Annotated in this window: 22 protein-coding genes and 1 tRNA gene; 15 read left to right on the top strand and 8 right to left on the bottom strand. The window is 71.3% G+C overall.

Features of this window, described 5'->3' with window-relative positions:
• Window positions 1–31: 31 nt before the first annotated feature.
• On the bottom strand, window positions 32–1,876 hold the full coding sequence (locus OG792_RS30110) for a dolichyl-phosphate-mannose--protein mannosyltransferase (protein ID WP_329111520.1): 1,845 nt from the start codon (window positions 1,874–1,876) through the stop codon (window positions 32–34).
• A 100-nt stretch (window positions 1,877–1,976) separates the two neighbouring features.
• Between OG792_RS30110 and rsmI the strand changes: the two genes are divergently transcribed.
• The gene (gene rsmI / locus OG792_RS30105; RefSeq protein ID WP_329104583.1) at window positions 1,977–2,822 is read left to right on the top strand and encodes a 16S rRNA (cytidine(1402)-2'-O)-methyltransferase; all 846 of its coding nucleotides are present in this window, start codon (window positions 1,977–1,979) and stop codon (window positions 2,820–2,822) included.
• A 13-nt stretch (window positions 2,823–2,835) separates the two neighbouring features.
• On the opposite strand, the gene OG792_RS30100 is transcribed toward rsmI, so the two are convergent.
• Window positions 2,836–3,861, bottom strand: a complete 1,026-nt coding sequence (locus OG792_RS30100) for a hypothetical protein (protein WP_329104581.1) — start codon at window positions 3,859–3,861, stop codon at window positions 2,836–2,838.
• A gap of 278 nt (window positions 3,862–4,139) precedes the next feature.
• On the opposite strand from OG792_RS30100, the gene metG reads away from it, so the two are divergent.
• Entirely contained in the window at window positions 4,140–5,942 is a 1,803-nt protein-coding gene (gene metG, locus OG792_RS30095) for a methionine--tRNA ligase (protein ID WP_329104580.1), read from the top strand.
• Window positions 5,943–6,172: 230 nt separating this feature from the next.
• Here metG and OG792_RS30090 read toward each other — a convergent pair whose 3' ends face one another.
• Both OG792_RS30090 and OG792_RS30085 read right to left on the bottom strand, forming a co-directional pair.
• A complete protein-coding gene (locus OG792_RS30090) occupies window positions 6,173–6,433 on the bottom strand; it encodes a hypothetical protein (RefSeq protein ID WP_329104578.1) in 261 nt (86 codons plus the stop codon).
• Window positions 6,434–6,518: 85 nt separating this feature from the next.
• Window positions 6,519–7,769 (bottom strand): hypothetical protein, encoded by a 1,251-nt coding sequence (locus OG792_RS30085; protein WP_329104576.1) that lies wholly within the window; start codon window positions 7,767–7,769, stop codon window positions 6,519–6,521.
• A gap of 170 nt (window positions 7,770–7,939) precedes the next feature.
• On the opposite strand from OG792_RS30085, the gene OG792_RS30080 reads away from it, so the two are divergent.
• Entirely contained in the window at window positions 7,940–8,884 is a 945-nt protein-coding gene (locus OG792_RS30080; protein ID WP_329104574.1) for a TatD family hydrolase, read from the top strand.
• 31 nt (window positions 8,885–8,915) lie between these two features.
• Here OG792_RS30080 and OG792_RS30075 read toward each other — a convergent pair whose 3' ends face one another.
• Both OG792_RS30075 and OG792_RS30070 read right to left on the bottom strand, forming a co-directional pair.
• On the bottom strand, window positions 8,916–10,022 hold the full coding sequence (locus tag OG792_RS30075) for an Lrp/AsnC family transcriptional regulator (RefSeq protein ID WP_329104572.1): 1,107 nt from the start codon (window positions 10,020–10,022) through the stop codon (window positions 8,916–8,918).
• Window positions 10,022–10,159: a hypothetical protein gene (locus OG792_RS30070; protein WP_329104570.1), complete on the bottom strand. Its 138-nt coding sequence runs from the start codon at window positions 10,157–10,159 to the stop codon at window positions 10,022–10,024. Before OG792_RS30070 ends, OG792_RS30075 begins: the two co-directional genes overlap by 1 nt.
• 148 nt (window positions 10,160–10,307) lie before the next feature.
• Between OG792_RS30070 and rsmA the strand changes: the two genes are divergently transcribed.
• The 5 genes from rsmA to OG792_RS30045 all read left to right on the top strand — a co-directional run bounded on the left by rsmA (window position 10,308) and on the right by OG792_RS30045 (window position 15,323).
• A complete protein-coding gene (gene rsmA, locus OG792_RS30065) occupies window positions 10,308–11,177 on the top strand; it encodes a 16S rRNA (adenine(1518)-N(6)/adenine(1519)-N(6))-dimethyltransferase RsmA (protein WP_329104568.1) in 870 nt (289 codons plus the stop codon).
• Window positions 11,178–11,264: 87 nt separating this feature from the next.
• On the top strand, window positions 11,265–12,221 hold the full coding sequence (locus tag OG792_RS30060; RefSeq protein ID WP_329104566.1) for a 4-(cytidine 5'-diphospho)-2-C-methyl-D-erythritol kinase: 957 nt from the start codon (window positions 11,265–11,267) through the stop codon (window positions 12,219–12,221).
• 106 nt (window positions 12,222–12,327) lie between these two features.
• Window positions 12,328–14,169 (top strand): ABC-F family ATP-binding cassette domain-containing protein, encoded by a 1,842-nt coding sequence (locus OG792_RS30055; protein WP_329104564.1) that lies wholly within the window; start codon window positions 12,328–12,330, stop codon window positions 14,167–14,169.
• A gap of 106 nt (window positions 14,170–14,275) precedes the next feature.
• Window positions 14,276–14,734: a DUF4383 domain-containing protein gene (locus tag OG792_RS30050; protein ID WP_329104562.1), complete on the top strand. Its 459-nt coding sequence runs from the start codon at window positions 14,276–14,278 to the stop codon at window positions 14,732–14,734.
• Between the two features lie 112 nt (window positions 14,735–14,846).
• Entirely contained in the window at window positions 14,847–15,323 is a 477-nt protein-coding gene (locus tag OG792_RS30045; protein WP_329104560.1) for a DUF4383 domain-containing protein, read from the top strand.
• A gap of 28 nt (window positions 15,324–15,351) precedes the next feature.
• On the opposite strand, the gene OG792_RS30040 is transcribed toward OG792_RS30045, so the two are convergent.
• Entirely contained in the window at window positions 15,352–16,038 is a 687-nt protein-coding gene (locus OG792_RS30040; protein WP_329104559.1) for a TetR/AcrR family transcriptional regulator, read from the bottom strand.
• 52 nt (window positions 16,039–16,090) lie between these two features.
• Window positions 16,091–17,062 carry an acyl-CoA desaturase gene (locus OG792_RS30035; RefSeq protein ID WP_329104557.1) on the bottom strand — a complete coding sequence of 324 codons (972 nt, stop codon included), beginning with the start codon at window positions 17,060–17,062 and terminating at the stop codon, window positions 16,091–16,093.
• Window positions 17,063–17,217: 155 nt separating this feature from the next.
• Here OG792_RS30035 and OG792_RS30030 point away from each other — a divergent pair, with 155 nt between their 5' ends.
• From OG792_RS30030 to OG792_RS30000, 7 genes are all read left to right on the top strand, one after another.
• Window positions 17,218–18,084: a helix-turn-helix domain-containing protein gene (locus tag OG792_RS30030; protein ID WP_329104555.1), complete on the top strand. Its 867-nt coding sequence runs from the start codon at window positions 17,218–17,220 to the stop codon at window positions 18,082–18,084.
• Between the two features lie 17 nt (window positions 18,085–18,101).
• Window positions 18,102–18,173, top strand: a tRNA-Gln gene (locus tag OG792_RS30025).
• Between the two features lie 67 nt (window positions 18,174–18,240).
• A complete protein-coding gene (gene glmU / locus OG792_RS30020; RefSeq protein ID WP_329104553.1) occupies window positions 18,241–19,821 on the top strand; it encodes a bifunctional UDP-N-acetylglucosamine diphosphorylase/glucosamine-1-phosphate N-acetyltransferase GlmU in 1,581 nt (526 codons plus the stop codon).
• Between the two features lie 49 nt (window positions 19,822–19,870).
• On the top strand, window positions 19,871–20,851 hold the full coding sequence (locus OG792_RS30015; RefSeq protein ID WP_329104551.1) for a ribose-phosphate diphosphokinase: 981 nt from the start codon (window positions 19,871–19,873) through the stop codon (window positions 20,849–20,851).
• A gap of 266 nt (window positions 20,852–21,117) precedes the next feature.
• Window positions 21,118–21,801, top strand: a complete 684-nt coding sequence (locus tag OG792_RS30010; RefSeq protein ID WP_329104549.1) for a 50S ribosomal protein L25/general stress protein Ctc — start codon at window positions 21,118–21,120, stop codon at window positions 21,799–21,801.
• A gap of 77 nt (window positions 21,802–21,878) precedes the next feature.
• The gene (gene pth / locus OG792_RS30005; RefSeq protein WP_329104547.1) at window positions 21,879–22,469 is read left to right on the top strand and encodes an aminoacyl-tRNA hydrolase; all 591 of its coding nucleotides are present in this window, start codon (window positions 21,879–21,881) and stop codon (window positions 22,467–22,469) included.
• 124 nt (window positions 22,470–22,593) lie between these two features.
• Window positions 22,594–23,433: an inositol monophosphatase family protein gene (locus OG792_RS30000; protein WP_329104545.1), complete on the top strand. Its 840-nt coding sequence runs from the start codon at window positions 22,594–22,596 to the stop codon at window positions 23,431–23,433.
• Window positions 23,434–23,441: the final 8 nt, after the last annotated feature.

The following is a 23,441-nucleotide window of genomic DNA, read 5'->3' as shown; positions in this document are numbered from 1 at the left end:
GGGGGGAGGGAGGGGAGGGGAGGGGGAGGGGTTAGATCCAGCGGGAGGCTAGCCACATGCGGGCGGACCATTCGGCGTAGGGGAGGAGTTGGCCGACGAAGACGGGGTAGAAGTAGGCGAAGCAGATGGCTACCAGGAGGACGTAGGCGCCGGCTATGACGGCGCCGACCGTACGCCGGTCCAGGCCGCCGTCGTCGGAGGTGGGACGGCCGGGCTGGGCGGTGAGGTCGGCGGGCAGGGTTTCCTCGGAGAGGTCGAGGAGGGCCGGTGCGGTGTCGGCGTCGGCCACCGGGACGGGGGTTCGGACCGCCGTCGCCGCCGGTACGGGTGACCTGGCCGGGCCGATGATCGCGCCGAGTACGTAGGTGACCGCGAGGATCAGGAACGGCAGCGCGGGTGCGGTGTAGAACGAGAACATGGTCCGGCCGTCGAAGGCGTACCAGAACCAGGGCAGCAGGCCGCCGGCCACGCAGAGCATGATCGCCCCGGCCCGCCAGTCGCGACGGGCGATGCCCAGCCAGGCGGTGGCGGCCAGTGCGGGCAGGAACGACCACCAGAGGATCGGGGTGCCGAGCAGCAGGATCTCGGCGGCGCAGCTCGGCGCCCCGCAGCCGCCGTCGGAGGACCAGTAGAAGGCGACCGGGCGGCCGAGCAGCAGCCACTGCCACGGCCACGACTGGTAGACGTGCGGGGTGACCAGCGTGGTGTGGAACTTGTACGCCTCGGCGTGGTAGTGCCACAGGTTCTGCAACGCCCCGATGACCGGCAGTTCGTTCCTGCCCGAGTCGGCCAGCCAGTGCCGGAAGTAGCCCTGGTCGGTGACGAACCAGCCCGACCAGGTGGCGATGTACGTGGCCACGATCAGCACGCCGGCCAGGGCCAGCCAGCCGATCTCGCCGAGCAGGGCGTCCCGCCACGGGCGTCGTACGCCGGCCGAGCGGCGGGCGCCGACCTCCCAGAAGATGACCAGCAGGGCGAACACCGGTACGAAGTAGAGCGCGCTCCACTTGACGCCGAGCGCACAGCCGAGCAGCACGGCGGCGAGCAGTCGCCACCACGGGACACTGTCGGGGAACCGCAGCGGCAGCCGTCCGGCCCGGCCGGGTGCGCTCGGGTCGAGACCCGATTCGACAGCCCTCAGCCAGCGGCGGCGGCGGTGGTCGCGGTCGACGACGAGGGCGCTGAACGCGGCGAAGATGAAGAAGAGCAGGAAGATGTCGAGCAGCGCGGTGCGGGAGAGCACCAGGTGGAAGCCGTCCAGGGCGAGCAGCAGGCCGGCGGCGCAGCCGAGCACGGTCGACCCGAACAGACGGCGTGCGGTCCGGACCATCAGCAGCACCGAGAGGGTGCCGATGATCGCCGCCGAGAAGCGCCAGCCGAATTCGGGGGAGGTGGTCATGATGTGCCCGGCGGAGACGATGTTGCCGTCGGCGTCGGAGTAGCCGAAGGCCCACTCGCCGATCCCGATCAGCCACTTGCCCAGCGGGGGGTGGACCACGTACGACGCGCCGTTGTCCTTGTAGTTCCATTCGACGCCCTTGCTGACCAGGCCCCAGGCGTCCTTCGCGTAGTACGTCTCGTCGAAGATCTTGCCCTTGGGGTGGCTCAGTCCGACCAGGCGCAGGATCGCCGCGATGGCCACCACCAGCAGGGTGGCGAGCCAGGAGTACGGCTCAAGTCTGGTGTCGAACGGGACCAGGCGGCGGCGCAGGATCGCGGGCAGGCCACGGCGGTCGGGTGTTTCCGGCCCGGCGCCGGGCGTCTCCGGTCCGGCCGAGGTCGAGTCGGCCGGGGGAGCGGCCGATGCTTCGGTGGCCGTACCGCCCGAGTGATCGCGATCGCTGTCGCGGCTTTCGGTCTGCGCTGTCGACGCCATGGTCACCCCGCGATCGTAGGCTGCGGAGGCGGGCGACGGAGTCCTACGCCGACCCGACGTTTTTACGTGTATCGATGAGGGGAAGTTTCTGGTGGGAGATATGTCGGTAAGCGGGCGACTTGTCGTACTTGGTGCGCCGCTCGGGAACCCCGCCGACGCCTCCAGCCGGCTCCGGGAAATGCTCGGCAGCGCGGACGTGGTCGCCGCCGAGGACACCCGTCGACTCGCCCGGCTCGCCCGGGACCTCGACGTCACCATCAAGGGCCGGATCATCTCCTACTTCGAGGGCAACGAGGAACGCCGTACGCCCGCGCTGGTCGACGCCGTACTGGCCGGCGAACTGGTCGCGCTGGTCACCGACGGCGGCATGCCGAGCGTCTCCGACCCCGGATACCGGCTGGTCAGAGCCGTGGTCGACGCCGGTGCGCCGGTCACCGCCGCCCCCGGCCCGAGCGCCGTCACGACCGCGCTCGCCCTCTCCGGGCTCCCCGTCGACCGGTTCTGCTTCGAGGGATTCCTGCCCCGCACCGGCGGCGCCCGCCGTACCCGGCTGCGCGCGCTCGCCGCAGAGGAACGGACCCTGGTCTTCTTCGAGGCGCCGCACCGGGTCGCCGGCACGCTGACCGATCTCGCCGACACGTTCGGCGCCGACCGTCCGGCCGCCGTCTGCCGCGAGCTGACGAAGACGTACGAGGAGGTGTTGCGCCGGCCGCTCGGCGAGCTGGCCACCTGGGCCACCGAGGGTGACCCGCGCGGCGAGATCACCCTCGTGGTCGCCGGTGCCAGTGCCACGCCCGCCGTCCGCCCGAGTGACGCGGACCTGCGCGCGGCGGTCGCCGACCGCGAGGCCGCCGGCGTCTCCCGGCGCGACGCCATCACCGAGATCGCCACCGGGTACGGCCTGCGCCGCCGCGAGGTCTACGCGGTCGTGCACACCGTCGACTGATCGGGTCGACCGATCAGAAGGTGGCGGCGAGGAAACCGGCGGTGATGGCCAGCGGGCCGGCGAATCCGACCAGTACCGCGCCCCGGCGGGCGGTCCGGCCCGGCAGTCGGCCCGCCCCGGTCGCCCAGACGATCCCGACACCGCAGAGCAGCACCAGGGTCAGCCCCAGCGCCCAGCGCAGGTGCAGGGGCCCGGTCCCGGTGCCGACGTACGCGGTGCGGCTGTCGCCGCTGATCATCCTGGCGGTGAGCTGCCAGCCTTCGAGCTTGTCCTGCGCCGGCACCCCGGCCAGCCGGATGCCCTCGGCGCTGAACCTGCCGTCCGCCGAGATGAACTCACCCCGGCAGCGCTGGCCGATGCCCTGGCCGGTGCAGTCGATGACCGTGGCCGTGCCGACGTCACCGTGGCCGAAGGCGAGCCACATCGGCTCCACGCTGACCCAGGCGAAGAAACTGGAGAGCAGTGCCAACAGGACCAACCCGGCCAGTCCGGACGCCGGTCGGCGCGGTGGCTTCGGCGGCGGGGTCGACCGCCCGTCCGGCGTACGCCTGGCCGGGAACGACCACAGCCGGCGCGGTCCCTCGTCCGGGTCGGGTCGGGCCGGCGTACCGTCCCAGTTGACCTGCTCGATCGGCAGCCAGAAGTCCTCCTCGTCCTCGGCGGCGGACGCGGGCATCGGCACCGCGGCCCGGTTCGGGACGATCGGTGCGTCGTCCAGCACCGACGGGACCGTACGCGGTCCGGCGTCGGCGATCCGGGGTACCCGTTGCGGCACCGTGTTGCGCGGGGCACCGGTGGTCGGCTCGATCCCGGCGGACACCGGCGCGGCCAGCCACGGTGAACCACCCACCCCCACCCCCGCCCCCGCCTCGGAGACCACCGGCTGCGCGGGGGGTTCGTCGGCGGTGGGTGGCGCCGGGGGTTTGTCGGGCGGTGTGGTGCCGTCGGTGGGGGACTGCTCGGCGGCCGGCGATCCGCCGCCATCGGCCCCGCCCGGGTCGGTTTTCCCTGGCTGTTGCCCGTCTGGTCTACCGGTCACAGACAGTATTGGACTATGTGCGTCCGCTCCGGAGGGGCAGCCGGGGCGCGTGTCGCCGACAAATCGGGCGCAGAAATCCGACCGGTTTCCGGATGGGATGGCCTTGCCCGCCGGTGCGGACTTGACGAGGGGTCGGCGAGGGTGATGACCTCGGTCGATGGGGTCGGCCCGGTCGGGCCCGAGCGCGGGCGGTCGCCGGAGGCGTCGGTGGGGCGCCGGCGAGCGGATCGGGCCTATTGGTTCGCGGTCGTCCGGCGGCGGTCATTAGGCTTCTGTCCATGAGTCACGTTCTTGCGGCGGTCGCCTGGCCGTACGCCAACGGCCCGCGCCACATCGGCCACGTCTCCGGCTTCGGAGTGCCCTCCGACGTGTTCAGCCGGTACATGCGGATGGCGGGTCATGACGTGCTCATGGTCTCCGGCACCGACGAGCACGGCACCCCGATCCAGGTGCAGGCCGACAAGGAGGGGGTCAGCCCGCGTGAGCTGGCCGACCGCTACAACCGGGTGATCGTCGAGGACCTGCACGGGCTCGGCCTCTCCTACGACCTGTTCACCCGGACCACCACCGGCAACCACTACGCGGTGGTGCAGGAGCTGTTCGAGGGGCTGCACCGCAACGGCTACATAGTGCCCAAGGTGACGATGGGGGCGATCTCCCCGTCCACCGGCCGTACGCTGCCGGACCGCTACATCGAGGGCACCTGCCCGATCTGCGGGTACGACAGCGCGCGGGGCGACCAGTGCGACAACTGCGGCAATCAGCTCGACCCGATCGACCTGATCAACCCCCGCTCCAAGATCAATGGCGAGACGCCGGAGTTCGTGGAAACCGAGCACTTCTTCCTCGACCTGCCCGGCTTCGCCGAGTCGCTGGGCAGGTGGCTGGACACCCGTGAGGGCTGGCGAACGAACGTACTGCGGTTCTCGAAGAACCTGCTCGGCGATCTTCAGCCCCGGGCGATCACCCGGGACCTGGAGTGGGGCGTACCGATCCCGCTCGACGGCTGGCGCGACCGCAACGACAAGCGGATCTACGTCTGGTTCGACGCGGTCATCGGTTACCTGTCTGCCTCGATCGAGTGGGCCCGCCGCTCCGGCGACCCGGACGCGTGGCGGCGCTGGTGGGTGGCGGACGGCGAGGGCAAGGACGCCACCGGCTACTACTTCATGGGCAAGGACAACATCGTCTTCCACTCGGTGATCTGGCCGGCGCTGCTGCTCGGTTACTCCGGCGAGGGCGACCGGGACGGCACGCCGGGGCAGCTCGGCCGGCTCAACCTGCCCACCGAGGTGGTCTCCAGCGAGTTCCTGACCATGGAGGGGCGCAAGTTTTCCTCCTCTCGCCAGGTGGTCATCTACGTCCGGGACTTCCTCGACCGCTACGACGCCGACGCGCTGCGCTACTTCATCGCCGTCGCCGGCCCGGAGAGCAACGACACCGACTTCACCTGGGCCGAGTTCCTCCGCCGCAACAACGACGAACTGGTCGCCGGCTGGGGCAACCTGGTCAACCGGTCGATCTCGATGGCGGCGAAGAACTTCGGCGCGATCCCGCCGGTCGACCCGGACGGGCTCACCGAGGCCGACGAGGCGATGCTGGCGGTCGCGCGTACGGGCTTCACCACGGTCGGGAACCTGATCGAGCGGCACCGGCAGAAGGCGGCGATCGGCGAGGCGATGCGGGTGGTCGGCGAGGCGAACAAGTACCTCTCCGAGCAGGCGCCGTGGAAGCTCAAGGGCGAGGAGCAGAAGGCCCGGATGGGCACCATCCTGCACGTCGCCCTACAGGTGGTGAGCGACGCGAACACCCTGCTCACGCCGTTCCTGCCGCACTCGGCGCAGCAGGTGCACGAGTTGCTCGGCGGCACCGGCGTACACGCGCCGATGCCCTCGATCGTGCAGGTCGAGGACCTTGACGGCGGGCCGTCGTACCCGGTGCTGACCGGTGACTACACGGTCGGCGCCCGGTGGGAGTCGACACCGATCGAGGCCGGTCGGCCGCTGGCCGCGCCGAAGCCCGTGTTCCGCAAGCTCGACCCGTCCATCGTGGACGAGGAACTCGCCCGCCTCACCGCCTGACCGCATCCGTACGGCGGCTCGCGTGCCACCAGGTCTGTGTCGTCCAGCCCCGTGCCGGGACGATCCAGACCTGGCGGCGCGTGCCGACCGGTCCGGCCGGATGGTCGGCGGCAACAACGCCGGCCGACTGATCACATCCTGGCCGACGGATCTGACACAACCCTCATGGAATTCTTGAATCCACTGGTCAGCACCACGCGGGTGAGTCGATCGAGGACGCGGGCGGGGCGTTAGAAGCCGGCGACGTAGCTGTTGGTCGCCTCGACCGCGCCCTGGGCGAGCGTCGCCGCCTCGTGCAGCCGCTGCTTGGCCTGTTCGAGGCGGACCAGCGCCTCGGCGACCTGGGCGTGGTTAGCCCCGCTGGTGATGCCGCGCAGCAGGGCCGACGTCCGGTCCATCGACTCGGCGATCGACCGGATGGTGGCCGCCTGGCGGGCCGTCTCGTCGTTGAACCGGCCGATGCCGGCCTTGACCTCTTCCACCGATGCCATCTCCGCATCCTCCCCATCGCCGGGTGCCACTGGACGTGACCGGGCCGACCGTACCGGAGGGGTCACGGTCCGTCGGGGCGACGGGTCAGGGGCCGTACGGCAGGTCGATCATCCGGTCGTCGGTGACCTCCTGGGCCGGCGCCCAAGCCTCGTAGATGCCGCGCTCGTAACACTGGGCGCCGCAGGCCGCCACGCTGTCCGGGTTGGGCCGGCACAGCCGCAGCCGCAGCCAACCCGTCTCCTCGGCCAGGACCAGGCAGAGCACGCCCCGCCAGGTGGCGTAGCGGGCCCGACGGCGGACCGCCTCGACCGGGTACCGAGCGGCCCGGGTCATCGCCAGCACCCGGAAGCCGCCGGGCAGGTCGGCGATCGCCTCGTACTCCTGGCCGTGGAAGTCGCCGACGAGCTGGGTGGTGCGCTGGGTCTCGCCGAACGGCACGTACTCCTGGTCCGGGGAGATGCCCGGCACCGAGGCCAGCAGGTGCCGCCAACGCGGCCCGGCCATCCGCAACCAGCCCCGCTGCTCCGGCTGGTACGTGTAGAGCACCACCTCGTCGCCGGCCGGCGAGTACGCCACCAGGGCCGCGTTCGCCGGCAACGGCAGGTCGGCCATGTCCCGGGTGACGAACTCCGGGATCAGGTGCCGCCCGCTCGGGGTGAACCCGGTTCCGAGCACCGGCGGACCGACCCGGTCGTGCGGCGGGATCGCCACCAGGCCGGCGTGTCGGTCACCGCCGGGTACGTCGTAGTCGAGCGGGTCGATCGCCCGCCACCGAAGCGCGTACGCGACCTCCAGCCCGTCCCGGCCGCCCTCCGGGTCGGTCCGCAGCAGCGCCAGGTCCTCCGGCGTACGCAGGTGCGCGATGTCGTACTCGCGGTAGCAGAACCCGTACGGCAGCCAGCCGCGCAGGTGTCCGGCGAGCTGGCGGGCGGAGAGCACCTTGACCATCGGGGTGCCCTGGCGGATCAGGGCCGAGGCCCGGACGCTGGCCAGGACCGGGTCGGCGGCGCCGGCCATGGTCTGGCTGAGCTGGTGGATGTCGGCCCAGTTCCGGGCCCGGTTCAGCGGTGCCATCAGCGGCGGCTCCAGCTCCGGGTCGCCACCGGACCGGGGCCCGTACACGGCGCTGACCTCGCTGGCGTGCACGAACCGGTGCCACGGCCGGCGGGCGTCCGGGCGCGGGTCGCGGGTGAATCCGGGCAGCTCGTCGGCGCTGAACAGCTCGTACGCCGCGCCGCGGGCGAGTTCCTCGGCCGGATGGTTGACCCCGGCGTGCGTCACCACCAGCCCGGCTGGTGCCTCGGGCACGTCCCGTGCCTGGGGGGTGACGCTCATGCGCGCGACGCTAGGAGGGTTCGGTGCCGTTCAGGTAAACGGCGGGTAACCGACAGGCAGTGCGACCGAAGGATGCTCGATGCCGGCCCAACGGGTGGCCCCGGCCGACCGGGCGGCCCAGCCATGATCGGCTCTCCGGGTACGCCCCGGGTGGTGACGACCGATGTGTGATGCTGACCGCGATGACTGAGCCGACCGAATCCCGCCGCCAGCGGGCCGCCCGCCGGGCCGGGGAGTTCCCGCCCGCACCCGAGCCGCTGCCCCTGCCGGTGCTGGACAGCCACACCCACCTGGACATCATCGTCACCGAGTCCGGCGTACCCGGCGCACCCCAACCCGCCACCGAACCCACGACCGCGCCCCCGGATGCCGGACCGGCATCCGGCGATCCGGTTCATCTGCTGATCGAGGTCGCCGCCGCGGCCGGTGTGGATCGGCTGGTTCAGGTCGGCACCGATGTGGGGTCGTCCCGCTGGGGCGCCGAGGCGGCGGACAGATACCCGGCCGTGCTCGCCACCGTCGCCCTGCACCCCAACGATGCCCCGCGCCTGGCCGACCTCGACGCGGCCCTGCGCGAGATCGAGGCGCTCGCCGGCCGGGACAGGGTGCGCGGCATCGGCGAGACCGGGCTGGACCACTTCCGGACCGGCGACGAGGGCCGGGCGGCGCAGGAGGAGAGCTTCCGGGCGCACATAGCGATCGCCAAGCGCCACCACAAGGCGCTGGTGATCCACGACCGGGACGCGCACGCCGACGTGCTGCGGGTGCTCGACTCCGAGGGCGCCCCGGAAACCGTGGTGCTGCACTGCTTCTCCGGCGACGAGGAGTTCGCGGCCGAGTGCGTGCGGCGCGGTTACGTACTGAGTTTCGCCGGCACGGTCACCTTCGGCAACGCGGCCGGGTTGCGCGCGGCGGCGAAGCTGACCCCGCTGGACCAACTGCTGGTGGAGACCGACGCGCCGTACCTGACGCCGACGCCGTACCGGGGGCGGCCGAACGCGTCGTACCTGATCCCGTTGACGGTCCGTACCCTGGCCGAGGCCACCGGTGCCGACCTGGACGAGCTGTGCGCCGCCATCTCCGCCACCGGCGAACGGATCTTCGGCCCCTGGTGAGAGCCCGGACCGGGTCCGCGGGCCGGCGCGGTCAGCCGCGCCGGGCGGACACCCTCGGCGTACGCCGGCCGCCGCGCATCCCCCGTGGACGGGGTACGCCGTCCTCGCCGACGGTGGCGGCCTCGGTCCCGCCGCCGGCCGTGGTGCGGGCACCGGGCCCGGTGCCGGCCCGGCCGGGCGTCCACGGGGTGGGGACGAAACCGCGTTTCACGGTGAGCAGTTCCACCCCGGCGCTCCACGACCGGACGCCGTCGATCCGGGCCAGTGTCCGGGTGGTGAACTCCAGCACGTCGGCGTGGGTCGGCAGGATCACCTCGCACATCAGCGACTCCTGGCCGAGGGTCGCGGCGACGTAACGCACCCCGGCCAACGCGGCGAGCTCGTGGGCCACCGCCTCCAGTCGGGCCGGGGTGACCGAGAGCCAGAACAGCAGCTCCGCCTGGAACCCGAGCGCCGCCGCCGGCACCAGCGTGATCACCTGTACGCAGCCGGAACCGTGCAGGGCCTCGAACCGGCGCCGGACGGTGCTCTCGCTGATGCCCAGGCCGAGCGCGACGCCGTGGAAGCTGGCCCGGCCGTCGTGTCGCAGGGCGGCGACTATCCGTTCGTCCACCTCGTCCAGGTGGTCCGGCGGACAGTCGTGCACCGGCGGCGTCGGCGGCCGGCTGTCGTCGCCGAGCAGCCGGCGACTCCACTCGTGGTCCGACTTGTACGTGTGCAGCAGCAGGTCGGCGATGGTCGCCTGGACACCCGGAATCCGCTGCACCCCGGTGAGCACGCTGTGCATGCTGGTCCCCCTCGGCACCAGCAGTTCGGCGACCAGGTCGTGGGCGCCGGTCAGCACGGCGACGAAGCGCACCTCGGGTCGGGCGGCCAACGCCCGCGCGGTCGGCAGTTGACTGCCCGGTGCGCAGCGCACCCGGACGATCAGCAGGTCGGCCGGGCCGCCACCGGGCTGCGGCGCGACCGCCACCTTGACCAGCCCGTCGGCGATCAGTTGCTGGGCCCGGCGGGCCACCGTGGTCACCGAGGTCCCGATCAGCGCCGCGATCTCCGTCCAACTTGCCCGGCCGTTGACCTGGAGCGCGGCGACGATGCGCCGGTCGGTCGGGTCGAGGTCGTACGGGCCGGAAGCCATCACGCGGGGGAGACGGTCGACGGGGCGCCGGAGATCGACGCCGCGATCGTCCGGCCGCGACGGGTGGGCATCATCGGGTTCGGTCGGTCCACGGTGACCAGCGTGGGGTACGGAACGCCGCGCAGCAACGCCGTCATGTCCTGATTTCGGGTAGCTCGTGGGGAAAGCGGAGTTGTACGCGAGGTGTCGGACCGGTAGTTCCCGGCGGTGGCGGTCGACGGCCCTCCGGTTCCCGACTCGGCGTGCCGGCCGGTCGCCCGACGCCGCACCGTAGGCTCTGGCCTCATGACCGGACTCCTCGGCCCGGCGGAGATCCGGGAACTGGCCGCCCGCCTCGGCGTCGCGCCGACCAAGAAACTGGGCCAGAACTTCGTCCACGACCCCAACACCGTGCGGCGGATAGTGGCCGCCGCCGAACTGACCCCGGACGACGTGGCCCTGGAGGTCGGCCCGGGACTGGGCTCACTCACCCTCGGGCTGCTCACGGCGGCGGCGCGGGTACACGTGGTGGAGATCGATCCGACGCTGGCGGCCGCGCTGCCGGCGACCGTCGCCGACCGGGCCGGCACCGCCGTCGACCGGCTCACCGTGCACACCGCCGACGCGCTCCGGATCACCGCTGCCCAACTCGGCGAACCCGCACCGACCGCGCTGGTCGCGAACCTGCCGTACAACGTGGCGGTGCCGGTGGTGCTGCACCTGCTCGCCGAACTGCCCACCCTGCGCCGGGGACTGGTGATGGTGCAGAAGGAGGTCGCCGACCGTCTGGTCGCCGGCCCCGGCTCCAAGACGTACGGCATCCCCTCGGTGAAACTCGCCTGGTACGCCACCGCCCGTGGCGCCGGCAAGGTCCCACCGAACGTGTTCTGGCCGGTACCGAACGTCGACTCCGGCCTGGTCGCCTTCACCCGCCGGGAGCCGCCCCGCGTCGACGTACCCCGAAAGAAGGTCTTCGCGGTGGTGGACGCGGCCTTCGCGCAGCGCCGCAAGACCCTGCGCGCCGCGCTCGCCGGCTGGGCCGGTGGCGCGGACCGGGCGGCGGCGGCGCTCACCGCGGCCGGCGTCGACCCCGGCGCCCGCGGCGAGGCGCTCACCGTGGAGCAGTTCGCCGCGATCGCCGCGTCGGCCCCGGCCGCCCCCGAACGCGCCGAGTAGGCTGGCGCCCGTGCTGTCGACGAGGTCCCTACCGTCCCCACCCGACGCCACCCCGGCGGTGGCGCCACGGGTCCGGGGCCGTGCCCGGTGACCGAGGCATGGCGACCCGGCGACGACGACGAGCGGTCCCGGCGCGGTGCGACCGGGCCGGTCCGGGTCCGCGTCCCGGCGAAGATCAACCTGCATCTCGGGGTCGGCCCGCTGCGTCCCGACGGCTACCACGAGCTGAACACCGTCTACCACGCCATCGCGCTCTACGACGAGCTGACCGCGCGGCGCGGTGACACCCTGACCCTCACCATGGAGGGCGAGGGGACCGGCGAACTGGCCCTGGACGACGACAACCTGGTCATCCGGGCCGCCCGCGCCCTCGCCGCGCACACCGGGATGCCCGCCCACGCCCGGCTGCACCTGCGCAAGCAGATCCCGCTCGCCGCCGGACTGGCCGGCGGCAGCGCCGACGCCGCCGCCGCACTCGTCGCCTGCGACACGCTCTGGGGCACGAACCTGTCCCGGGACCAGCTCGCCGCGATCGCCGCCGACCTCGGCTCCGACGTACCGTTCCTGATCTACGGCGGCACCGCGCTCGGCACCGGCCGGGGCGAGACGGTCAGCCCGGTACTGGCCCGGCCGACCACCTGGCACTGGGTCGTCGCGATCGCCGACGGCGGCCTGTCCACCCCGACCGCGTACCGCGAACTGGACCGGCTGCGGGCCGACGGCGCCGCCCCGCCACCGCTGCCGAACGCCGACGGGCTGCTCGCCGCGCTGCGCCAGCGCAACCCGGCCGTACTCGCCGGGACCCTCGGCAACGACCTGGAGGCCGCCGCCCGGTCGCTGCGCCCCGCCCTGGCCGAGACGCTGAAGGCCGGCGAGGCCGCCGGTGCGCTCGCCGGCATGGTCTCCGGCTCCGGCCCCACCTGCGTCTTTCTCGCCGCCGACGCCGCCGGGGCCAGCCGGATCGCCGCCGAACTGGAGGCCGCCGGGGTCTGCCGGGCCGCCCGTACGGCCACCGGCCCGGTGCCCGGCGCGCGGGTGATCTGACCGGCCGACGGGTACGCCACCCGCGTACGCTTGATTACTCCAGGCGTCTTCGCGTGCCGGCCCGACCGGCACCCGGAGCGCCTTTGATCATGAAAGGTGGGCCCCCGTGGCCAACATCGTCAACCTGGACCGGGTGTCCAAGGGCTATGGCGCGGCCGGGCAACTGCTCACCGACGTGTCCCTCGGCCTCGACGACGCCAACCGGATCGGCGTCGTCGGGCTCAACGGGGCCGGCAAGTCGACCCTGCTCCGCCTGCTCACCAAGCTGGAGGAACCGGACAACGGGCGGGTCACCCACCGCCGCGACCTGCGGGTGGCCTGGCTGCCGCAGACCCTGAACCTGACCGCCGAGGCGACCGTACGGGACGTGGTGCTCGGCACCGCCTGGCTGGACCAGAGCATGGGCGCCGAGCACGAGTGGGCCGGCGACGCCGGAGTACGCGGCATCCTCGACGGGCTCGGCATGCCGTACCTCGGGCTGGACCAGCCGGTCGGGCCGATGTCCGGCGGCGAACGGCGCCGGGTCGCGCTCGCCGCGCTCCTGGTCCGCACCGCCGACCTGCTGATCCTGGACGAACCGACCAACCACCTCGACGTCGCCGGAGTCGACTGGCTGGCCCGGCACCTGGTCAACCGCAGGGGCGCGCTGGTGGTCGTCACCCACGACCGCTGGTTCCTCGACGCGGTCTGCACCACCACCTGGGAGGTCGGCGACCAGACCGTACGCGCCTACGAGGGCGGCTTCGCCGCCTGGACGCTGGCCCGGGTCGAACGCGAACGGGTCGCCGCCGCCACCGAGGCCCGCCGGCAGAACCTGCTCCGCAAGGAGATCGCCTGGCTGCGCCGGGGCCCGCCGGCCCGGACCTCCAAGCCCCAGTTCCGGATCGACGCCGCGAACGCGCTGATCGCCGACGTACCACCGCCGCGCGACACCATGTCGCTGCAACGGATGGCCACGTCCAGGCTGGGCAAGCAGGTGTACGACCTGGAGAACGTCACCCTGATGGCCGGTCCGAAACTGATCCTGGACGACCTGACCTGGCAGGTCGGCCCCGGTGACCGGATCGCCATCGTCGGCGCCAACGGTGCCGGCAAGACCACCCTGCTGCGCCTGCTCGCCGGGATACTCGAACCGGCGACGGGCCGGATCAACACCGGCTCCACCGTCCGGCCGGCGTTCCTCTCCCAGGAACTCTCCGAACTGCCTAACCAGTTGCGGGTGCTCGAAGCGGTCGAGGAGGTGGCCCGGCGGGTCGTGCTCGGCGACCGTGAACTGGCCGCGTCGCAGCTCGCCGAGGTGTTCGGCTTCGACGACCGCCGGCTCTGGACCCCGGTGGGCGACCTCTCCGGTGGCGAACGGCGCCGGTTGCAGATACTCCGGCTGCTCGCCGGCGAGCCGAACGTGCTGCTCTTCGACGAGCCCACCAACGACCTCGACACCGACACCCTGGCCTCGCTGGAGGACCTGCTCGACTCCTGGCCCGGCACGGTGATCGTGTCCAGCCACGACCGCTACCTGATCGAGCGGGTCACCGACGTGGTCTACGGCATGTTCGGCGACGGGCGGCTGATCCACCTGCCCGGCGGCATCGACGAGTACCTCGCCCGCGCCGAGTCGGGTCAGGGCGGCCGGACCCAGACGGCGACCGTGGCCTCGGTCACCGCCACCACGCCGGTGGCCGGTGCCGGTACCAACGGCGACGGCGGCGGTCCCGCCCAGCTCAGTGCCGCCGAGGTACGGCTGGCGAAGAAGGAACTGAGCAAGCTGGAGCGGCAGATCGGCAAGCTGGACCAGCGCGAGTCGGCCCTGCACGGCCAGCTGGCCGAGTACGCCACCGACTACGCCAAGGTCGCCGAGCTGGACGGTGAACTGCGCGCCGTACGGGCCGAGCGGGAGCAGATCGAGGAAAGCTGGCTGGCCCTGGCCGAGCAGGTGCCGGGGTCCTGACCGGGGCGGGCGCGACGGTGGGGGCCGGGCGTGTGCGGCGTCACACCGTCGCGTGCGGGACAATGGTTGACGACCCCCACCGGAACGGCGTTGGAGAGTTACGACTATGGCGCACAACCCCGTCAACCACCCCGCGCGCCCGATCTACCGGGCGATCGGCGGCCTGACCGGTCTATACCTGGTCATCTTCGGTGTCCTCGGGCTCATCGAGACCGGTGGCAACGAGGTGTTCGCCCAGGACCAGAACACCACCGTGCTCGGCCAGGGCACCAACCTCGGTCACTCGGTGGTCGCCGTGGTGCTCGGCATGATCATCCTGATCGCCACCGGCCTGGGCCGCAACATCGACGCCGCGGTCAACAAGTGGTTCGGCTACCTGCTGATGGTGGTCAGCCTGGCCGGCCTCGCGGTGATCCGGACCGACGCCAACTACCTCAACTTCACCATCCCCGGTGTCGTGGTCACCATGCTCATCGGGCTGGTCCTGCTGATGGCCGGCATGTACGGCCGGGTCGGCTCCGAGGAGGAGGCCCGCGCCTGGCGGGACGGGCGCCTGGTCCTCTGACCGGCACCGGCGCCGGGTGCGCTGACCGGGGCGGATCCGCGTTCACCGGAAACCACCTCCCGATCTGGGTGACAATTCGGAAGAATCGTCGCCCGAACGGGAGGAGGAGCCGGTGGCGCACATCCCCATCAACCACCCGGCGCGCACGCTCTACCGGGTCATCTCCGGACTTGTCGGCCTCTACATCCTGATCTTTGGGATCTTCGGCATCGTCGCGACCGCCGGGCAGCCACTCTTCGGCCGGGACAACGACTACGCCCTCGGCCTGCGTACCAACCTGGCCTTCTCGATCGTGTCGGTGTTCTTCGGGATCGTCATCATGATCGGCGCATCCCGCCGGGGCAACCTCGGCCACCTCATGAACCTGACCGCCGGCGTGGTCTTCCTGGTCGTCGGCCTGATCATGCTCAGCGTGTTGCAGACCGACGCGAACATCCTCAACTTCTCCGTCGCCACCGTCGTGGTGTCACTGATCTTCGGCCTGATCACCCTCGCCACCGGCCTCTACGACAAGGTCGGACCGCCGGAGTACGCCGATGAGGAACGGCGATACCGGCGGGCCGCCTCGTCCGAATCCTCACCCGGCTGACCCGATACCGTGCACCGGGACGAGAACGTCAACGACCCCGGCGGGTCAGCAGGGTCGGCTTCGCCTCCAGGTGAGAAAGCCCGTGCCAGGCCAGATTGACCAGGTGCGCGGCCACCGTCTCCTTGCGCGGCTTGCGTACCTCCAGCCACCACCGGCCGGTCAGCGCGACCATGCCGACCAACGCCTGCGCGTACAACTCGGCCAGCTTCGGGTCGTAACCACGACTGGAGAACTCGGCACCCAGGATGTGCTCCACCTGGTGCGCCACGTCGTTGAGCACACTGCTGAAGTTCCCCGTCGCCGACATCACCGGCGACTCGCGCACCAGGACCCGGAAACCGCTGGTTTCCTCCTCGATGTAACCGAGCAGCGCCAGCGCGGCCTGCTCCAGCAACTCGCGCGGATGACCGGCGGTCAGCGCGGCCGCCACCCGGTCCAGCAGAGCCCGGACCTCCCGGTCGACCACTACCGCGTAGAGGCCCTCCTTGCCACCGAAGTGCTCGTACACCACCGGCTTGGACACCTTGGCCCGGGACGCCACCTCCTCTATGGAGGTGGCATCGAAACCCCGCTCGGCGAAGATCTGTCGGCCGATGGCAATCAACTGTTCGCGGCGTTGCGCCGCTGACATCCGTACCCTGGAACTTTGCTTGGTTGGCGCCGCCGGCGGTCGCCCACGCCCGCTGCCCCCGCTGCTGCTCGGGCTCTCTGTCACCCGGCCATCCTGCCAGGTGGCAGTTCCCGGAAGGGTGCCCGGCGCGAGGCGGTCACTGCGGAGCGGCCGGTTTCACCAGTTTCGCCGCGATCCGATCCGGCTTCGGCCAACGTACGTCGAACGCCGCACCGGTCTTTTCGAAGACCCAGATAACCCGCGCCGAGATGTCCACCTGCCCGCGCAGCACCCCGTGCCGGGCACAGGTCGGGTCGGCGTGGTGCAGGTTGTGCCAGCTCTCCCCGAAGGAGAGGATCGCCAGCGGCCAGAAGTTCGACGCCTTGTCACCCTGGCGCACCTCGAACGGGCGCTCCCCGTAGACGTGGCAGACCGAGTTGATCGACCAGGTCACGTGGTGCAGCAGGCCGACCCGGACCAGCCCGGCCCAGAAGAACGCGGTCAGCGCGCCCTGCCAGGACCAGGTGACCAGGCCACCGACGGCGGCCGGGGCGAGCAGCGAGATGCCCACCAGCAGCGGGAAGAGCCGGTCGACCCGGCTGATGTCCTTGTCCGCCAGCAGGTCCGGGGCGAACCGCTCCCGGTTGGACAGCTCACGGTGGAACAGCCAGCCCATGTGCGCGAAGAAGAGGCCCTTGGTCAGACCCCAGACGCTCTCACCGAACCGCCACGGCGAGTGCGGGTCACCCTCCACATCGGAGAACGCGTGGTGGCGGCGGTGGTCGGCCACCCACTGGGTGATGTTGCCCTGGACCGCGAACGAACCCGCGACCGCCAGGGTCACCCGCAGCCACCGCTTGGCCTTGAACGACCCGTGCGTGAAGTAGCGGTGGAAGCCGACCGTGATGCCGATCCCGGCGACCACGTACCAGACCGCGGCGATCGCGACGTCGGTCCAGGTCAGCCAGCCGCCCCAGGCCACCGGAACGGCGGCGACCAGGGCGACGAACGGAACGATGACAAAGGACCACAGGGCGATCAGGATGCCCGTCGGCTGCTTACCTTCGGTGAGCGGCTTCGGCCCTCTGTCGGTGGTTTCCGTGGGCGATCCGGTCAGGGTGGTCGACATGGCACCTCGCTGGGCGGAGACGGGGAACGAGAGCGGCAAACTTACGCCTACGTCACCGTAACCTACGGCACCGTAACTCGCTACGGATGCCTTCCCGACAGTTCCCCGCGAGGTCCCGCCGAAACCTGTCGTACGTCTGTACTAATCTGCTGCTCATGACCGACGATCTCGCCGCCGAGGCGCGGCGGCTGCGCACCGTCGAGGGCCTTGCCGTGGCCCAGATCCGGCAACGCCTGGGCATCGGCAAAGACCGGCTGTACGAGCTGCTGCGCGGTGTCCCGGCGCCGGAGTGGACCCGGCGGCCGAACGCCAAGGACGAGCTGCGGGAACGGGCACTGCGGTTGCGGGAGACCGGCTGGTCGGTGACGGACATCGCGACCGAGCTCGGCGTCGCCAAGTCCACCGCCTACCAGTGGGTCCGACACCTGCCGCTGGACCCCGACTCGCCGCAGGTGAAGCAACGGCATGCGCGAGCCGCCGTGCTGCGGGCGGCAAAGGCGGAGCAGCGGCGGGATGCGGCAGCGGACCGGGAGGACGCGCTGCGCCAGCGGGCCCTGAAGTGGGCCGGTGACCTCGACCTTCGCGAACTGATGCTGGTCGGCGCCCTCATGTACTGGTGTGAGGGGGCCAAGAACAAGCCGCACCGTAAGCAGTACGAGCTGACCTTCGTCAACAGCGATCCGCGTCTGGTGGAACTCTTCCTACGGTTTGTCGAGGCAACGGGGATGACCCGTGGCGAATTGCGTTACCGGCTCAGCATCCACGAGACCGCCGACGCGGCCGAGGCGGGCCGGTGGTGGGCCGAGCGACTGGGGATCGGGGCGGAGCTGTTTCGTCCGCCCCAGATCAAGCGACACCAACCAAAGACGAACCGGCTCAACACGGGCGCCGACTACCGCGGCTGCCTGGTGGTACGGGTGCCCCGGAGCCGCGAACTATATGTGTGGATCGAAGGGGTGATTGCTGGCACTGTGGCCGGAGTGGCGCCCGCTGGCTTCACCGGGGTGGTGGGGTCGGGTTAGGCTGAAGCGCGTCACGATCGGCCGTGGTGTAATTGGCAACACGTCGCCCTTTGGAGGCGATTTTCTAGGTTCGAGTCCTAGCGGCCGAGCTGTCCTCTTCGTCCGATTCGTTCGGTTCAGGGGAACCCCGCGACCGGGTTCGGTGGCGCGGCTAGCATGGGGCCGCAGACTGCCAACCGTTCTGACGGGAGCTCCCTCGTGTCCCAGCCCCGCGTCCGCACCGTAGTCGTCCTCGCCGCCGGCGAGGGCAAGCGGATGAAGTCGACACTGCCCAAGGTGTTACACCCCCTGCTCGGCCGTACGCTGGTCGGTCACGTGCTGGCCGCGGCTTCACCGCTGGCCCCGGACCACACCCTGGTAGTGGTCGGCCACGGCGCCGACCAGGTCACCGGGCACCTCGCCGAGGTCGCACCCACCGCCTTCCCGGTCCTACAGGCCGAGCAGCGCGGCACCGGGCACGCCGTCCGGATCGCCCTCGACGCCGCCCCCGACCGGGCCGGCACGGTGATCGTGATCAACGGCGACGCGCCGCTACTCCGCCCGGAAACCCTCGCCGCGCTGGTCGAGGCGCACGAGACGGCCGGCGCGGCGGCGACCGTGCTCGCCGCCGAGGTGCCCGACCCGACCGGCCTGGGCCGGATCGTCCGGGACGGGGTCGGACGGCTGGAGCAGATCATCGAGGAGCGCGACGCGACGCCCGCGCAGCGCGCGATCCGCGAGATCAACGCCGGCATCTACGCCTTCGACGCCGCCCGGCTGCGGGACACACTCGGCAAGCTCTCCACCGACAACGACCAGGGCGAGGAGTACCTCACCGACGTCTTCGGCCTGTTTGCGGCCAGCGGCGAGCCGGTGGTGGTGCACGTCGCCGCGGATGCCACCGAGACCCTCGGTTGCAACGACCGGGTCGAGCTGGCCGCGCTGCGGCAGTTGCTGCGCGACCGGGTCAACACGGCCTGGATGCGCGCCGGGGTGACCCTGCTCGATCCCGCGACCACCTGGATCGACGTCACGGTGACGCTCGACCGGGACGCGGTGGTGGACCAGAACACACAGCTGCGCGGGGCGACCACGATCGGTACCGGCGCGGTCGTCGGGCCGGACGTGACGTTGATCGACACCGGCGTCGGAGCCGGCGCGACGGTGCTGCGCAGCCACGCGGTGAGCGCGGTCATCGGCGACCGGGCCAGCGTCGGACCGTACGCCTATCTGCGGCCGGCCGCCCGACTTGCCGAACAGGCCAAGGTGGGTACGTTCGTAGAGGTGAAGAACTCCGAGGTCGGCGTAGGCGCCAAGGTGCCGCACCTGTCGTACGTCGGCGACGCCACGATCGGCGCCCGGGCCAACATCGGCGCGGCGACGATCTTCGTCAACTACGACGGGGTGACCAAGAGCCGCACCACGGTCGGCGAGGCGGCCTTCATCGGCTGCGACACCACCCTGATCGCCCCGGTCGAGGTGGGCGCGGGCGCGTACGTGGCGGCCGGCAGTGCGATCGACACCGACGTACCGCCCGGTGCGCTCGGGGTGGCCCGGAGCCGGCAGCGCAACGTCGAGGGCTGGGTGGCCCGTCGGCGGGGCGGCACCCGTTCTGCCGAGGCGGCGGAACGGGCCCTGGCCGGGGCGGCGGATCGCATACCGTCCGGGGCCGGCGGCGCAAGCCAGGGTGAGGCAATCCACGCGGCGACCGATGCGGGTGGCGTCGGCCCGGCCAAGGGAGATACTGCAACCGAATAGTCCCTGGTCCACCGCCGGGAACCACCGACCAACGGGAGCAGACGAGCCGATGGGCAGCATCGTCGCCGAAAACCGCAAGAGCCTGATGCTCTTCTCCGGGCGGGGCTTCCCGGAGTTGGCGAAGGAGATCGGCGAAGTACTCGGAGTGGCGCCCACGCCCTCCGACTCGTACGAGTTCGCCAACGGCGAGATCTTCGTACGGTTCAAGGAATCGGTACGCGGTTCGGACGCGTTCGTCGTCCAGTCCGTCACGCACGGGGTGAACCGGTGGGTGATGGAGACGCTGATCATGGTCGACGCGTTGAAGCGCGGTTCGGCCAAGCGGATCACCGTGGTCCTGCCGTTCTACCCGTACGCGCGGCAGGACAAGAAGCACCGGGGGCGGGAGCCGATCTCGGCCCGGCTGGTGGCGGACCTGCTCAAGACCGCTGGCGCGAACCGGATCCTCACCGTCGACCTGCACACCGCGCAGATCCAGGGCTTCTTCGACGGCCCGGTGGATCACCTGTTCGCGATGGACATCCTGGCCGAGTACGTCGAGCGCCAGTACGCCGGACGCCCGATGACCGTGGTCGCGCCCGACTCGGGTCGGGTACGGGTGGCGGAGCGCTGGACCGACCGTCTGGGTGGCTGCCCGCTGGCGTTCATCCACAAGACCCGTGATCCGCTGAAGCCGAACCAGGTGGTGGCGAACCGGGTGGTCGGTGACGTGGAGGACCGAGTCTGCCTGATCGTCGACGACATGATCGACACCGGCGGCACGATCCGCAAGGCGGCGGACATCCTGTACGACTCGGGCGCCTCGGACGTGATCGTCGCCTCGACCCACGCGCTGCTGTCCGACCCGGCGACCGAGCGGTTGAAGAACAGCCGGATCAGCGAGGTGATCGTCACCAACACGCTGCCGTTGCCGACCGAGAAGCAGTTGGACAAGCTCACCGTACTGTCGATCGCACCGTTGCTGGCGCGGGCGATCCGTGAGGTGTTCGACGATGGCTCGGTGACCACGCTTTTCGGTGGTCTCAGCTAGCCCGGATCCGGCCGGTGCCGGTGCCGGTGGCGGCGTTGGAGTGGTTACCCGGGGTACCGGCTGAATGCTTGTCGGAACCTCGGGTAGAATAGTGCGGTTGCCACGGCGAGGGTGCCCAGCGGGCCGCTGACAGAAGCGCCGCACGGAGGTTCCGTCATCGACGCGGTGCTCCGGGCAGTGTTCTGCACGCAAGAGCCCCAGCGAGCCCCTCGCCCCAGCACCGCCAGCCGACGTACCGCCGTAGCGACGATATCAGGAGTTTCCCCGTGTCCGAGGTAAAGATCAGCGCCGAGCCCCGTACCGAGTTCGGCAAGGGTGGTGCCCGTCGTACCCGTCGGGCCGGCAAGGTGCCAGCCGTGCTGTATGGCCACGGTGAGGCCCCCAAGCACATCGCGCTTCCCGCGCGTGAGTTCGCCGCGGCCATCCGCCGTGGCGGCGCGAACCAGCTCTTCGCCATCGACGTCAGTGACGGCACCCAGGCGCTCGCCCTGCCCAAGGCGATCCAGCGGGACCCGATCAAGGACACCTTCGAGCACATCGACCTGCTCCTGGTCCGCCGAGGCGAGAAGGTCACGGTCGAGATCCCGGTGCAGCTCGTCGGCGAGGCGGCCCGCGACACCCTGGTCATGCCGCAGATCGACACGCTCTCGGTGAGCGCCGACGCGACCCGGCTGCCGGACCACCTCGACCTTTCGATCGAGGGCCTGCCGTCCGGCTCGCAGATCACCGCCGGCGACGTGAAGCTGCCGGAGGGCGTCGAGTTGATCGCCGACCCGGAGCAGGTGCTCGTGGTGATCACCGGTGCGCCGACCGCCGAGCAGCTTGAGGCCGAGGGCGCCGGGGTCATCGAGGAGACGCCGGCCGAGGAGTCCGAGGAGGCTGCCGAGGGCGAGACCGCCGAGGGCGAGACCGCCGAGGCGACCGAGGCCGAGGCTCCGGCCCAAGCCTGATCGTTGTCGTGACACAGGCGCTCCCGACCCGGTCGGGAGCGCCTGTTCCGTACTGCTGACACGCAGGGGAGACGGGTGTGGCGGACGAGGCGGAGCCGTGGCTGGTGGTCGGGCTGGGCAACCCCGGCCGGGAGTACGCGGGCAACCGGCACAACGTCGGGTTCATGGTCGCCGACCTGATCGGGTCCCGGATCGGGTCGAAGTTCGGCCGGCACAAGCGGGCGATGGCCGATGTCGCGGAGGGGCGGCTCGGTTTCGGCGGGCCGAAGCTGGTGCTGGCGAAGCCGCTGACGTACATGAACCTTTCCGGTGGTCCGGTGGCCGCGCTGGCCCAGTTCTACAAGGTGCCGGCGGCCCAGGTGATCGCGGTGCACGACGAGCTGGACATCCCGTACGGGCAGGTGCGGGTGAAGATCGGTGGCGGCGAGGGCGGTCACAACGGGCTGCGGTCGATGTCGAAGTCGCTGGCGACGAAGGACTACGTACGGGTCCGGTTCGGCATCGGGCGACCGCCGGGGCGGCAGGATCCGGCGGACTACGTGCTCTCGGACTTCTCGCCGGTGGAGCGCAAGGAGTTGGATTTCCTGGTCGACCGGGTGGCCGACGTGGTGGAGTCGGTGGTCGTCCGGGGAGTGGAGTGGACCCAAAACGCGTACCACAGCGCCTGACTCCCGGACACCCGGCGGTAGTGTGCCGCAGAGAGCGGCCAGGCGGGGTTCCGTCAGCGAGGAGGCGGTCGATGATCGTGTGTGTGGTGGTGGCCGTGGCCGCCCTGACCCCGACGGTTCGCTGATGGCCGCGCCACCGGTGATCGACAGTGCCTTCGCCCGCTGGTTGGCGGCCAAGGCCGGGGACGCGCTGATGGAGTTGCGGGCCGAGATGGGGCACGCGGATCCGGGGGCCCTCAAGGCCGCCGGGGACAAGGTTTCGCACGATCTGCTCCGTACGGAACTGGCCCGTTGGCGGCCGGCGGACGCGGTCCTCTCCGAGGAGGACGACGGGGCGCGGCGGGCCTGGTCCACCGATCTGGGGCCGGCGGCTCCGCCGAGGTTCACCGCCGACCGGGTGTGGATCATCGACCCGTTGGACGGGACGCGGGAGTTCTCCGAGCCGGGCCGGTCGGACTGGGCGGTGCACGTGGCGCTCTGGGCGCGTACCGCGACGGCCGAGCACGGTCTGGTCGGCGGGGCGGTGGCGTTGCCGGCGCAGCACCGGGTGCTGGGTACCGACCATCCTCCGGCGTACCCGCCGATGAATCTGCTGGCCGCGACGGCGCCGGGTGGGCGGACGATCCGGTTGGCGGCGAGTCGTAGTCGGCCGCCGGCGTTCCTGACGGAGTTGGCGGAGGAGGTGGGTGCGGAGTTGGTGCCGATGGGGTCGGCGGGTGCGAAGATCGCGGCGGTGGTCGGTGGTGAGGTGGACGCGTACGTGCATGCGGGTGGTCAGTACGAGTGGGATTCGGCCGCGCCGGTGGCTGTGGCGACGGCCACGGGTCTGCACGCTTCCCGAATCGACGGTTCTGCGCTGAGATACAACGAGGCTGACCCCCGGCTGCCCGATCTGGTGGTCTGCCGGAAAGATCTTGCTACCCGGCTGCTGACAGCGTTGCGGCGACACCTCCGGGTAGCCTAGCCCCCAGT

Origin of the sequence: Micromonospora sp. NBC_01699, from assembly GCF_036250065.1 — a bacterium.
Lineage (GTDB): Bacteria > Actinomycetota > Actinomycetes > Mycobacteriales > Micromonosporaceae > Micromonospora_G.
Note: the sequence above shows the minus strand (reverse complement) of the source record. Positions and strands in the feature narration are given on the sequence as shown.